This window comes from Paraburkholderia sp. RAU2J (assembly GCF_003634845.1).
GTDB lineage: Bacteria > Pseudomonadota > Gammaproteobacteria > Burkholderiales > Burkholderiaceae > Paraburkholderia > Paraburkholderia fynbosensis.
In genome coordinates, this window is the sequence record NZ_RBXG01000001.1 from 1933157 (window position 1) to 1944897 (window position 11741).

An 11741-nucleotide genomic window follows, 5' to 3' on the forward strand; every position below is an offset into this window, starting at 1 on the left:
CAATGGAAGTCATCAACCACACCGTCATCAACCTGATCATCTTCGTGCTGGCGATCTACGTCGGCTACCACGTGGTCTGGAACGTCACGCCCGCGCTGCACACGCCGCTGATGGCCGTGACCAATGCGATCTCGGCGATCGTGATTGTCGGCGCAATGCTCGCAGCAGGCCTCACCGTGGGCGACACCGGCAAGTTCTTCGGCACGCTCGCGGTCGCGCTCGCGGCCGTCAACGTGTTCGGCGGCTTTCTCGTCACCCGGCGAATGCTGGAAATGTTCCGCAAGAAAGAGCCGAAGAAGCTTCCCGCAGCCGCCAAGGAGAACGCGTAATGAGTCTGAACGTCGTCACGCTGCTTTATCTGGTCGCGTCGGTCTGCTTCATTCAGGCGCTCAAGGGGCTGTCGAATCCGAAGACGGCGCGCGTCGGCAATACCTTCGGCATGGTCGGGATGGCGATTGCGATCCTCACGACCATCGCGCTGATCGCGAAACAGGCGTCGGCGCTCGGCTCTAACCTCGGCCTCGGGCTCGGCCTGCTGCTGGTCGCGCTGGTGATCGGCGGCGCGGTCGGCGCGTTCGTCGCCGCGCGCGTCGAGATGACCAAGATGCCCGAACTGGTCGCGGCGATGCACTCGCTGATCGGTCTCGCGGCGGTCTGCATCGCGTATGCGGTGGTGTCGGAGCCGGCCGCGTTCGGGCTCGGCGATCCGGACTATCCGATCCCGGGCTTTCTGCCGTTCGGCAATCGCATCGAGCTGTTCATCGGCACGTTCGTCGGTGCGATCACGTTCTCCGGCTCGGTGATCGCGTTCGGCAAGCTGTCGGGCAAGTACAAGTTCCGGCTCTTCCAGGGCGCGCCGGTCGTGTACAGCGGCCAGCATCTGATCAACCTGATGCTCGCCATCGCGATGCTCGGCTTCGGCATCATCTTCTTTCTCACGCAGGCGTGGCTGCCGTTCATCATCATGACGATCATCGCGTTCGTGCTCGGCGTGCTGATCATCATTCCGATCGGCGGCGCGGACATGCCGGTGGTCGTGTCGATGCTGAACTCGTACTCGGGCTGGGCTGCGGCGGGCATCGGTTTCTCGCTGAACAATCCGATGCTGATCATCGCGGGGTCGCTCGTCGGCTCGTCGGGGGCGATTCTGTCGTACATCATGTGCCGCGCGATGAACCGCTCGTTCTTCAACGTGATTCTCGGCGGCTTCGGCAACGAGGCGGGCGCGGCGGTGGCCGGCGGCACGGCGGAGCAGCGTCCGGTGAAATCCGGTTCCGCGGACGACGCGTCGTTCATGCTCGGCAACGCCGAGACGGTGGTGATCGTGCCGGGTTATGGGCTGGCCGTGGCGCGCGCGCAGCATGCGTTGAAGGAGCTGACCGACAAGCTGGTCGAGAAGGGCATCGAAGTGAAGTACGCGATTCACCCGGTCGCGGGTCGCATGCCGGGCCACATGAACGTGCTGCTCGCCGAAGCCGAAGTGCCCTACGACATGGTGTTCGAAATGGACGACATCAACGGCGAGTTCGGCCAGGTCGACGTGGTGCTGGTGCTCGGCGCGAACGACGTGGTGAATCCGGCGGCGAAGACCGATCCGAAGTCGGCGATTGCAGGCATGCCGATCATCGAGGCGTACAAGGCGCGCACGGTGATCGTGAACAAACGCTCCATGGCGGCGGGTTATGCCGGTCTCGACAATGATCTCTTCTACATGGACAAGACGATGATGGTGTTCGGCGACGCGAAGAAGGTGATCGAGGATATGGTGAAGGCGGTCGAATGAGCGCGTGTTCGGGTATCGCGGGTTGCCTCGTCAGGAGCCCGCGATTTCCGCTTCGTAGTGGCGTCGCGTGCGGCTGTTGGAACGGGGCGCGCCGGCTGCTTGCCGAGGTTCACGATGTCCGGCTGAATCCGCCTCGACCTGACGCCCGCGTGTTGCAACAGGTGCCCTCCATCGTTGCGTCGCGACACGCCGCAATCCTCACTTTCACTTCGGCTTCGCGTTCACATGCCGCAGCAGATCCGCGAGCCGTCGGCCTTCCTGATCCGGATACCGTTCGAGCACCTGAAGATCCACGATCTTCTCCAGACTGAAATTGCGGAAGGCGCCGCGCAATTCGCACCATGAGCCGAGCGTCCAGCGTGCACCCCAATACGCTAACGCGAGCGGCCAGACGCGGCGCTCGGTGGCCGCGCCGCACGCGTCGGTGTAGGCGAAGCGCACCACGTGCCGCGTGTCGATCGCGCGATGCAGCGCATCCAGCTGCGCCGAAAAATTCTCCTTAATATGAAACGACGGCGCGAAAATCGCGAGCCTTTCGAGCGTCGCGCGTTTGTCGGCGGGCATCGCCGACGCGATCTTGGCGAGCGCCCCGCGCGCGCCGCTCGCGAAGTCCGCGCCGCCCCACGATTCGAGCATGCGCGCGCCGGCTGCGAGCGCGGCCAGTTCGTCGGCGGTGAAGGTGAGCGGCGGCAGGCTTGCGGTGCGGCTCAACCGGTAGCCGATGCCGGCTTCGCCTTCGATCGGCACGCCCGACAATTGCAGATCGCGCACGTCGCGATAGACCGTGCGCAGCGAAATGTTCAGCCAGTCGGCGAGTTGCTGCGCGGTGGTCAGACGCCGTCCGCGCAACAGTTCGGCAATCTGGAACAGGCGGTCGGCGCGGCGCGTCATCGTGGGCGTCTTGTAGAAGAGGACGGGAACGGTCCCGCGATGATAGCGCCGCATGCCGCGCTCCGCTCGAGGTTCGCTGCGGCGCGCGCTGTCGTGACGCGCGCGGCGTGGCGAGGTGCTGCCAGAGTTTGCTTCGTGCTGCGGGTTGCGGCTTCGCGTGGCAGTGTGGCTCCGCTTTGCTTCGAGCCGCTGCCCTGCGAGCCGCTTCGCTCAGTGAACTGCCGTTCAGCCGTTGGTGCGCGAATGCAGGCCGAGGCGGTTGCCTTCCGTATCGGTGAAGAACGCGATGTAGCCGATGTCCTGCGGCAGCTTGATCACCGGGCCGTCGGTCTTGCCGCCGGCCTGTTCGACGCGCGCGAGGGCGGCGTCCACGGTCGGCTGCGCGCTCAGATAGACGAGCACGCCGTCGCCGGTCGGCTCCATCGACGGGCTGTGGACGATCGCGCCTCCAGTGGCCGGCTCTTCGTAGCCGAATATCGCAATCGGCTGCCCACCGATTTCCTGGCGATTGAGCTGGACGTCGAGCGCGGCTTCGTAAAAGCGGACGGCGCGATCGAAATCGACGGACGGAATCTCGAACCATGCAACAACTTTGGCTGACGTGGACATGACACTCTCCTGTGGATGGCGGGTAAGCCGTGCAAAGCGCCGGATGGCGTGAGAAGGAGTGTGCGGGGGTGCTGCTGACAGCGTGGTGTCAGTAGGGTGTGGCAGGAGGCGGACTGCCGGGCGTGATGATTCGCGGCCTTGCGGCGGGCGGCACTTGCGGGAAGGATGCGACGCGTGCGATGGGAGCGGCAGCGGCGGCGCCGTGACGGATGGCAGCAAAAGGACGCCGACGTTGCGCCGCTACTGACAGGACGCAGGTGATGCAAACCGAACCGCAGCGCCGGAAACTCCCACCATCGCCGCCACCGCGCGCCAGCGAAAAAAAACCGCGGAGCCCAAAAGGTCCGCGGTTTTCATCGCCGTACTGCAGCGCGCCTCAAGCGGCGGTTGCGTCAGGCAATCTGGCCTTAAGCCCCTTCGCTTCCAGTCGCCGACGCATCGCTCTGCGGCCGCTGACGCACGCTGCCCGCGATCAGATCGAAGCGGAACAGCCGGCATTCGAGCGCACCGTTAAAGAGCGGCGTCTTGGTCGACTCACGCAAGCGCAATTGTCCCGGCAGTTTGCGATCCGACGTGAGAATGAACGCATGCCAGCCGGTGAAGCGCTGCTTCAACGCGTCGCCGAGCGAATGGAAGAATTCGCTGTCCGGCGCTTCTTCCTGCACACGACGGAAACCGTCGTCGTCGCGGTTCTCGCGGTTGCCTCGGCCTTCACGCAACTCGCCGCGCGCATTGCGGCCACGTACTTCGATCCGCTCGCCATACGGCGGATTGGCGACGAGGATGCCCGCTTCGGACGAGGGTGGCGTCATGCCGCGCGCATCGACCTGCTTGAGCGGAATCGACGGCAAACCGGCGCGCTGGAAGTTCGCGCGCGCCTTGTCGAGCATGTCGCCGGAAATATCGCTGCCAAAGATCTGCAGATCGGCGCGCGAGCTGCGCGCGGCATGCTTTGCGTCGAGTGCGGCCGCCTTCAGCGTTTGCCAGGTCTTCGCGTCGAATTGCTTGAGCTTCTCGAAGCCGAAGCTGCGTTCCGCGCCCGGCGCGATGTTCAGCGCCACCTGGGCGGCTTCCGCGAGGAAGGTCCCGCTGCCGCACATCGGGTCGTACAGCGGCGTGCCGGCGCTCCAGCCGGTCAGGCGCAGAATGCCCGCCGCGAGATTCTCGCGCAACGGCGCCGCGCCCTTATCGAGACGCCAGCCGCGTTTGAAGAGCGGATCGCCGGACGTGTCGAGGTAGAGCGTGCAATCGGTGGCGGTGAGAAACGCGAACACGCGCACGTCGGGCGTCGCGGTGTCGATGCTCGGCCGCGCGCCGCTGACTTCGCGCAGACGGTCGCAGATCGCGTCCTTCACGCGCAGCGTCGTGAATTCGAGGCTGCGCAGCGGCGATTTGATCGCGGTCACGTCCACCCGCAGCGTTTCTTTGGCCGAGAACCATTGCTCCCAACGCTGTTCGACCGCGAGCGCGTAAATGTCCTGTTCGCTGCGATACGGGCGGTGCGCGATCTTCAGCAGCACGCGGCTCGCGAGGCGCGAATGCAGGTTGGCGGCCATGCCGGCAGCCCAGCCGCCGCGGAAGTGCACGCCGCCGGGCACTTGTGCGCCGGCCGTAAACGGTGCGCCGTTCAGGTGTTTCGCGGCAATTTCGGCGAGTTCGGCCGCAAGCGAGGCTTCAAGGCCGCGTGGGCAAGGGAGGAAGAAATCGAAGGACATTGAGGTTGCCGGAAGGCGTTGGATAAGGCGCTATTGTACGCGGTCGGGGTGGCCCGCCCGGCGCGATTACGGGGCGGGCCGCTCGCGCCGGCGGGCGGGCCGGCGCAGGAAGTGCGGGAAGGGCAGGAACCGTCGGACGCGCGGCCTAGTTCGCCTTGCGCGCGGCTCTCTGCGGCCACACCAGTTCCAGTGGATGCCGGCGCAGCCTCTGCCAGATCGCGCCGCGCAGCGAGCGCACCGCGCTGCGCCGCAGATCGCGTATGCGCCGGGGCCGAGCGGGAGGCGTCGGGTTCGAGCGCATCGGTCTGCACGGCGCGGCCGCGGCGAATCCAGTGCGCGAGTTCGATCAGCCATTCGCTGCGCTCGGGATAGGGGGCGGTGCGATCGGCGATCGCCAGCAGCGCGTCGAGCTGATGGCCGCCGTCACGCGACGCGCGCCATTTTTTGATGAGTCGTTTGAGCGTGTCGAACATGTCGGTTGCCTGCGCGATGCGTGCGGCGTATTCAAGGATAAGTGAACTTTCCGTGGCTATCCTTGATAACGTCGGTCAGAACTTCGCCAGCGTGTTCAACGCGGCCAAAGCGAAAACGCGTAGATGCATAGACGCGTTTTCACTTGAACTCAACCTCCTTCAGCCGCCGCCGTAGTCGCACCCGCGACAGGACACGCCGGCACGACCGCCGCGGTCCCCTTGCCCGATGAGCCACTCGCCGCACTACGCGGAGCCGCCGCAGCCATCGCCTGCACCGCCGACGCAATCTGCCCGCTAATCTGCTGCAGCGCGCGACGGTGTCCTTGGACGAGCGCATCATAGCCGCCGCTAACCGGCTCGTTCACCACGCTGCGGCACGTCATCACCGCATTGCTGCGCACGGCCCGCACGCTCCACACCGCATCGATCAACGCGTGCGAGCCCGGCCACGACTCGAAGCGCTGCACGTTCATGCTGACGCGATACACCGGCGTCGCATCCGGATGCGCGGTGCCATAGACGTCGATGGTGCCGAGCTGCTGCGTGAGACTCGTCGACAGCGCGCGGCGGATTTCATCGCCGGGCAGCGACGCCCAGCGCTCATCTTCGAGCACCCTGACCTGGGTCGGGGCGGTCTGCACGACCAGCTGATTTTTCGCCACTTGCGGCGGCACGTCGACCGGCGCGACCTCGATCAGCAAGGCCTGCGCGGCCGCTGTCCGCGTGCCGGCCGGCGCGGCGGAGCCGGCCGCGGCATCGGCGCCCAGCGTGTAAAAGCGGCTCGGCGGCGACGCGCACGCCGCCAGAGCCACGGCCGCGGCCAGCGCGCCGGCGTACGCAGCGCCGCGCACGAGCGCGCGCGATGGGCGGGGGAGCCGGGCAAACATCATGGTTTATCTCCTGATTTACCGCGCAACAGCGATTCGGGATGGCGCTCCAGATAGTCGGACAGCGCGTTCAACGACTGCAACGTGCGCGTCAGTTCCTGCAACGCCTGATGAACATCCGACTGCAACGGCGAGTCCTGCTGCAACGTCGCCTGCGCCGAGCCGAAGGTCTGCTTCGCTGCCGCGAGGGTGTCGCGGGCTTGCGGCACGACTTCCTTGTCGAGGCGCGTGAACAGTTGATCGGCGTTTTTCAGCGCGCTGTTCAGGTTGGTGCCGATCTGGTCGAACGGCACCTTGTCGAGCTTCCTCGCGATGTCGGCGACCTGGAGCTGCAACTCGTCGAGCGTGTTCGGGATGGTCGGCAACTCGAGCGGATCGGTCCCGACGTCGACGGTGGCCGGCGGCGCCTTCGGGAAGATATCGAGTGCGACGTACAGCTGGCTCGTGATCAGATTGCCGGTGCGCAACTGACCGCGCAGTCCATGCTTGACCAGTTGCTGCAGCATGGTCTGACCGGCGAGGCTGCCCGGCGCCGGCGCGGTTTCGCGGAAGCGTTTGCCGAGGCGGTCGGGGTAGATGTTCATCGTCACCGGCATCGTGAAGCTGCGCGTCTTCGGATCGTAGTCGATGCCGATATTGGTCACCTGGCCCAGCACGATGCCGCGGAAATCGATCGGCGCGCCGATCGACAGCCCGCGCAGCGACTGGTTGAAGTTCATCACCACGCGCAGCGGCACGCCGTCCGGGTCGCGCATCGCGTCCGCTTCATCCGACCCGAGGCGGAACGTCATGTTGTTCGGCGCCTGCGCGCCCACGCCCTGGCCGGGCGGCGACTGGAACGACAGGCCGCCGACGATCACCGTCGCGAGCGACTGCGTGTTCAGCTTGAAGCCGCTCGAATCGAGCCGCAAGTCGACGCCGCTCGCATGCCACCAGCGCGAGTTGGTGCCGACGTACTGGTCGAACGGCGCGGACACGAATACCTGCATGGTCACGCCGGTGCCGTCCTTGTCAAGCGAGAAGCCGACCACCTGGCCGACCTGCACGCGCCGGTAGAAGATCGGCGAGCCGATGTCGATCGAGCCGAGCGAGTCGCCGTGCAGCACGAACTGGTGACCCTTCTGGTCGCCGGTGATCGGCGGCGGCGTTTCGAGGCCGACGAAGTTCTTCTCGGTATCCGGCGAACGGCCGGCGTCCGCGCCGATGTATGCACCCGAGAGCAGCGTGGTGAGACCCGACACGCCACTTGCGCCGATGCGCGGGCGCACCACCCAGAAGCGCGAATCCTTGACCGCGAATTTTTCGCCTTCCTTGGTCAGTTGCACCTGCACCAGCACGTGCGACAGATCCTGCGCGAGCGTGATGGTCTTCACCGCCCCGACGTCGACGTCCTTGTACTTGACCTTGGTCTTGCCGGGCTCGAGGCCTTCGGCGCTGATGAAGCTGATCGTGATGACCGGACCTTTTTCAGTCACCGACTTGATCACGAGTGCGATGCCGATCAGCGCGGCGATGAGCGGAATCACCCACACGAGCGACGGCAGCCAGCGGCTGCGCGGCTCGATATCGGGGTCCGGGAGTTGCGGCGGCAGCCTGGGTCCGTTCGAATCGCCGGAGGCGGGCGTCGGTCCTTGCGGGCTAGTCATGGTCAAGATCCTGAGGTTTTTGAGTATTGCCGTCCACGGGGTCCCAGATGAGCCGTGGATCGAATTGCATGGACGCCATCATGGTCAGGATCACCACCGAGCCGAACGCGATCGCGCCCGGTCCGGCCGTGATCACGGCAAGCGATTTGAAGCGCACGAGCGCGACGGTCAGCGTGACGACGAACACGTCGAGCATCGACCAGCGGCCGATCCGCTCGACCATCCGGTACAGCGTGGTGCGCTGCTCCGGCCGCCAGCGCGAGCGGCGCTGCGCGGTGACGGTGAGCAGCACCAGCACGCTCAGCTTGAGCATCGGCACCATGATGCTGGCGATGAACACGATCACCGCGAGCGGCCAGTCGCCCGAGGTCCAGAAATACACGACGCCGCTCATGATGGTGTCGTCTTCGGAGCCGAGCAGCGACGTAGTGTGCATCACCGGCAGCAGGTTGGCCGGAATATACAGCAGCGCCGCGGCGATCAGCAGCGCCCAGGTGCGCATCAGGCTGTCGGGGTGGCGCGCGTGCAGGTGCGCGCCGCAGCGTCCGCAGTGCTGCGGCGTGACCGAGCGGATGCGCGGCTCGACGCGTCCGCATGCATGGCAGGAGACGAGGCCCGCGCGTTTCGCGGTGACGTATTTCATCGTGCGCTCATCCCTGATGCGGCGCGGGCGGTGCGCCGGGTGGCAACGACGGTTGCGCGGCGGTAGATGCACCGTCCGCCGGCGCGGTGGGCGCGGTGGGCAAATCAGCCGGGGCGGGCGGCCCGGCCTGCGTGCCGACGGCGGCGGCCGCGCTGTCGGCGGAGGTGCGCGGCAGCGGGCGCTGGCCGCGGTCGCCGAGTTCGTCGGCGAGATCCCACAGCATGCGCGGATCGAACGTGACGACCACCGCGAACATCAGCGTCAACGTGCCGAACGCGAACAGCGCGGCCTCGGGGATCACGCGCGCGAGGCTGACCATCTTCACGATCGTGATCAGCACGCCGAGCATGAACACTTCGATCATCCCCCACGGGCGCACGAACTGGATCGCGCGCAGCACGCGGTTGAACGCGGCGGGCACGTAGCCGGCGCGCAGCGGCACCAGCACGTAGAGCAGCGCGACGAGTTCGGTCAGCGGAAACAGGATGGTCGAGCAGAACACCATCACCGCGACGATCTGCATGTTCTCGTCCCACAGCGCGATGAGCGCGCCGAACAGCGTGGTCTGCGAGGTGATGCCGTTGGTTTCGAGTTCGACGATCGGAAAGCCCTGCGCGATCACGAAGGTGATCAGCGCGGCCAGCGTCATCGCACAGATGCTGTCCAGCTTGCGCGAGACGCCTCGATAGAGCGTCGCGCCGCAGCGCGGACAGCGTGCGCTCGTGCGTCCCACAAGCCGTGGCTTGCGGAACAGCGTATCGCATTCATGGCACGCGATAAGGTTGTCATGGTCCATACGGCAAAAGGGCTAACGACGTGAAAGGCAGCGTGCAAGGCCGGTTCTTATTGGCAGGCCGGGCGAGAGTGCAGCCATAGTACCAAAGGTGGCTTTTTGGCCGCGCGCCGACCCATTGTCGGGCGCGGATCGCAACCCGGGCGGCGGCCGGCATCCGGAATTCCCGCGCGCTCAGGAATGGCCTGGGCATCGCTTCGGCATTTTCGGCCCCCCGATTATCGGATAACGGATCGCCGGGCAGCAAAATCCGAACCAGTCCGATCCGAATCCCCCTGCCAGCTTCTTTTGCATGGGGTAGCATGGCGGCCTTGGCGTGTATCGCAGCAGGCATGTCCCTGGCCGCACACACCGATGCCATGCGCATCGGCGCAGGGAATAGCAGAGCAAGCTGCGCCGTTAACCTCTATTAGCTTGCGTTGACCTGTCATGGCACTCAATCCTTCATTCGGCAGCCGGGAGTCGTACACGCGGACCGCCATCGCCTTTCACTGGCTGATCGCGCTTCTGATCGTGTGCGGCTTCGCGCTCGGCTGGGTGATGACCGATATCCCGGGCTTCACGCCCACCAAGCTGCGCTACTTCTCCTGGCACAAATGGATCGGCGTGACGGTGTTCGCACTCGCGATCCTGCGCATCCTGTGGCGCGCGACTCACGCGGCCCCGCCGATGCCGCGCCGCATGGCCACCTGGCAGCGCGGCGCCGCGCATCTCGTGCACTTGCTGCTGTACGTGCTGATGATCGCCATTCCCGCTTCCGGCTACCTGTATAGCTCGGCGGCGAACGTGCCGGTGGTGTACCTCGGACTGATCCCGCTGCCGCGTCTGATCGCGCCGGACCCGCACCTGAAGGAACTGCTCAAGACCGTGCATATCGCGCTGAATTACACGTTGCTCGTGCTGGTCGCGCTGCACGTCGTGGCGGCGCTCAAGCATCAATGGCTGGATCGCGACGGCCTGCTGACCCGCATGCTCCCTTTCCTCAAATAAGGACAACCATGAAGGTCTCGTTTTATCGCTACATGCTCGCCGCGTTCGCCGCGGCCTCGCTGACCGCGGCCGGCAGCGCGCTCGCGCAGGTGGACCTCGCGAAGAGTTCGGTGACGGCCACCTCGAAGCAGATGAACGTGCCGGTAGAGGGCAAGTTCAACAAGTTCGCCGCGCAGGTCAGCTTCGATCCGGCCAAGCCGGCCGAGGGCAGCGCGCAGCTCACCATCGACGTGGGCAGCTACGACCTCGGCGACGAAAGCTACAACGACCAGGTACGCGGCAAGGAGTGGTTCGACGCGAAAACCTTCCCGAGCGCCACCTTCGTGTCGAGCGCGATCGCGCCGGCCGGCGGCAATCAGTTCAAGGTGACCGGCAAGCTGACCATCAAGGGCAAATCGCAGACCGTGGTGGTGCCGGTCACGGTGAGCCAGCAGGGCGCGACGCGAACCTTCGACGGCTCGCTGCCGATCAAGCGTTCGCAATTCGACATCGGCACCGGCGAGTGGAAGGACACGTCGGTGGTGGCCGATGACGTGGTGATCAAGTTTCATATCGTCGCGGCGCATAAGTGAAGCGTGCGATGCGCGTGATGTCCGCTGCGCTCGCTGGGTGCTCGTTGGGCGTTTGTTCGGCGCGGCTGTTTTTCTCAGCGCTTTTTTTTACCAGAATCGAGGAGCATGAATTGAAAACATCCATGTTGATCGCCGTCGGCGCACTTGCATATTCTTTCTCGTTCGGCGCGTTCGCGGCCGACACCTATCAGCTCGACCCGACCCACACGTATCCGAGCTTCGAAGCGGACCACTTCGGCGGGCTGTCGGTGTGGCGCGGCAAGTTCACGAAGAGCTCCGGCACGGTGACGCTCGACCGTGCGGCGAAGACCGGCACGGTGGACGTGACGGTCGATCCGGCTTCGGTCCAGACCGGCAACAGCAAGCTGGACGAACATCTGAAAACGGATGATTTTTTCGACGTCGCGAAATATCCCGCGGTGACCTACAAGGGCACCGCGATCCGCTTCGACGGCGACAAGCCGGTCGAAGTGGTCGGCAATCTGACGATGCACGGCGTGACCAAGCCGCTCAATCTGAAGATCGAGTCGTTCAAGTGCATGCAGCACCCGGTGCTCAAACGTGAAGTATGCGGCGTGGAAGCGAGCGCCCAGTTCAGCCGCGCCGATTTCGGCATGGATTCCGGCGTCAAGTATGGCTTCAGCATGGAGACGCGGCTGCATATCCAGTCTGAAGGTATCAAGCAGTAAGCGTTACGATCGGCGCCGCCGTTGCGCCGCAACACAGGAAACCGCTTCGT

At 65.4% G+C, this 11741-nt stretch carries 13 protein-coding genes; 5 read left to right on the top strand and 8 right to left on the bottom strand.

Going from position 1 to position 11741, the window contains the following annotated elements:
* The first annotated feature begins 2 nt into the window (after positions 1-2).
* Positions 3-329 (top strand): NAD(P) transhydrogenase subunit alpha, encoded by a 327-nt coding sequence (locus B0G69_RS08925; RefSeq protein WP_097391320.1) that lies wholly within the window; start codon positions 3-5, stop codon positions 327-329.
* Entirely contained in the window at positions 329-1783 is a 1455-nt protein-coding gene (locus B0G69_RS08930; RefSeq protein ID WP_121316546.1) for an NAD(P)(+) transhydrogenase (Re/Si-specific) subunit beta, read from the top strand. Before B0G69_RS08925 ends, B0G69_RS08930 begins: the two co-directional genes overlap by 1 nt.
* Before the next feature lie 204 nt (positions 1784-1987).
* On the opposite strand, the gene B0G69_RS08935 is transcribed toward B0G69_RS08930, so the two are convergent.
* The 8 genes from B0G69_RS08935 to B0G69_RS08970 all read right to left on the bottom strand — a co-directional run bounded on the left by B0G69_RS08935 (position 1988) and on the right by B0G69_RS08970 (position 9443).
* The gene (locus B0G69_RS08935) at positions 1988-2728 is read right to left on the bottom strand and encodes a YafY family protein (protein WP_121316547.1); all 741 of its coding nucleotides are present in this window, start codon (positions 2726-2728) and stop codon (positions 1988-1990) included.
* Between the two features lie 171 nt (positions 2729-2899).
* Positions 2900-3283, bottom strand: coding sequence for a VOC family protein (locus B0G69_RS08940; protein ID WP_121316548.1), 384 nt, complete (start codon positions 3281-3283; stop codon positions 2900-2902).
* A gap of 407 nt (positions 3284-3690) precedes the next feature.
* On the bottom strand, positions 3691-4998 hold the full coding sequence (locus tag B0G69_RS08945; RefSeq protein WP_121316549.1) for a class I SAM-dependent RNA methyltransferase: 1308 nt from the start codon (positions 4996-4998) through the stop codon (positions 3691-3693).
* On the bottom strand, positions 4911-5471 hold the full coding sequence (locus tag B0G69_RS08950; protein WP_121316550.1) for a hypothetical protein: 561 nt from the start codon (positions 5469-5471) through the stop codon (positions 4911-4913). Before B0G69_RS08950 ends, B0G69_RS08945 begins: the two co-directional genes overlap by 88 nt.
* A gap of 149 nt (positions 5472-5620) precedes the next feature.
* On the bottom strand, positions 5621-6361 hold the full coding sequence (locus tag B0G69_RS08955; protein ID WP_121316551.1) for a PqiC family protein: 741 nt from the start codon (positions 6359-6361) through the stop codon (positions 5621-5623).
* Positions 6358-8004, bottom strand: a complete 1647-nt coding sequence (locus B0G69_RS08960; RefSeq protein WP_121316552.1) for an MlaD family protein — start codon at positions 8002-8004, stop codon at positions 6358-6360. Before B0G69_RS08960 ends, B0G69_RS08955 begins: the two co-directional genes overlap by 4 nt.
* Positions 7997-8647, bottom strand: a complete 651-nt coding sequence (locus tag B0G69_RS08965) for a paraquat-inducible protein A (RefSeq protein WP_121316553.1) — start codon at positions 8645-8647, stop codon at positions 7997-7999. The genes B0G69_RS08960 and B0G69_RS08965 overlap by 8 nt, the downstream gene beginning before the upstream one ends.
* Positions 8648-8654: 7 nt before the next feature.
* On the bottom strand, positions 8655-9443 hold the full coding sequence (locus B0G69_RS08970) for a paraquat-inducible protein A (RefSeq protein ID WP_121316554.1): 789 nt from the start codon (positions 9441-9443) through the stop codon (positions 8655-8657).
* A gap of 426 nt (positions 9444-9869) precedes the next feature.
* Here B0G69_RS08970 and B0G69_RS08975 point away from each other — a divergent pair, with 426 nt between their 5' ends.
* The 3 genes from B0G69_RS08975 to B0G69_RS08985 all read left to right on the top strand — a co-directional run bounded on the left by B0G69_RS08975 (position 9870) and on the right by B0G69_RS08985 (position 11691).
* A complete protein-coding gene (locus B0G69_RS08975) occupies positions 9870-10430 on the top strand; it encodes a cytochrome b (RefSeq protein ID WP_121316555.1) in 561 nt (186 codons plus the stop codon).
* 8 nt (positions 10431-10438) lie between these two features.
* Positions 10439-11002, top strand: coding sequence for a YceI family protein (locus tag B0G69_RS08980; protein ID WP_121316556.1), 564 nt, complete (start codon positions 10439-10441; stop codon positions 11000-11002).
* Positions 11003-11124: 122 nt separating this feature from the next.
* On the top strand, positions 11125-11691 hold the full coding sequence (locus B0G69_RS08985) for a YceI family protein (RefSeq protein WP_121316557.1): 567 nt from the start codon (positions 11125-11127) through the stop codon (positions 11689-11691).
* The last annotated feature ends 50 nt before the right edge of the window (positions 11692-11741 follow it).

Bases quoted from the DNA above. Each gene is read 5' to 3' on its own strand.
- B0G69_RS08925 (WP_097391320.1), top strand. From the start codon at position 3: ATGGAAGTCATCAACCACACCGTCATCAACCTGATCATCTTCGTGCTG.
- B0G69_RS08930 (WP_121316546.1), top strand. From the start codon at position 329: ATGAGTCTGAACGTCGTCACGCTGCTTTATCTGGTCGCGTCGGTCTGC.
- B0G69_RS08935 (WP_121316547.1), bottom strand. From the start codon at position 2,728: ATGCGGCGCTATCATCGCGGGACCGTTCCCGTCCTCTTCTACAAGACG.
- B0G69_RS08940 (WP_121316548.1), bottom strand. From the start codon at position 3,283: ATGTCCACGTCAGCCAAAGTTGTTGCATGGTTCGAGATTCCGTCCGTC.
- B0G69_RS08945 (WP_121316549.1), bottom strand. From the start codon at position 4,998: ATGTCCTTCGATTTCTTCCTCCCTTGCCCACGCGGCCTTGAAGCCTCG.
- B0G69_RS08950 (WP_121316550.1), bottom strand. From the start codon at position 5,471: ATGTTCGACACGCTCAAACGACTCATCAAAAAATGGCGCGCGTCGCGT.
- B0G69_RS08955 (WP_121316551.1), bottom strand. From the start codon at position 6,361: ATGATGTTTGCCCGGCTCCCCCGCCCATCGCGCGCGCTCGTGCGCGGC.
- B0G69_RS08960 (WP_121316552.1), bottom strand. From the start codon at position 8,004: ATGACTAGCCCGCAAGGACCGACGCCCGCCTCCGGCGATTCGAACGGA.
- B0G69_RS08965 (WP_121316553.1), bottom strand. From the start codon at position 8,647: ATGAAATACGTCACCGCGAAACGCGCGGGCCTCGTCTCCTGCCATGCA.
- B0G69_RS08970 (WP_121316554.1), bottom strand. From the start codon at position 9,443: ATGGACCATGACAACCTTATCGCGTGCCATGAATGCGATACGCTGTTC.
- B0G69_RS08975 (WP_121316555.1), top strand. From the start codon at position 9,870: ATGGCACTCAATCCTTCATTCGGCAGCCGGGAGTCGTACACGCGGACC.
- B0G69_RS08980 (WP_121316556.1), top strand. From the start codon at position 10,439: ATGAAGGTCTCGTTTTATCGCTACATGCTCGCCGCGTTCGCCGCGGCC.
- B0G69_RS08985 (WP_121316557.1), top strand. From the start codon at position 11,125: ATGTTGATCGCCGTCGGCGCACTTGCATATTCTTTCTCGTTCGGCGCG.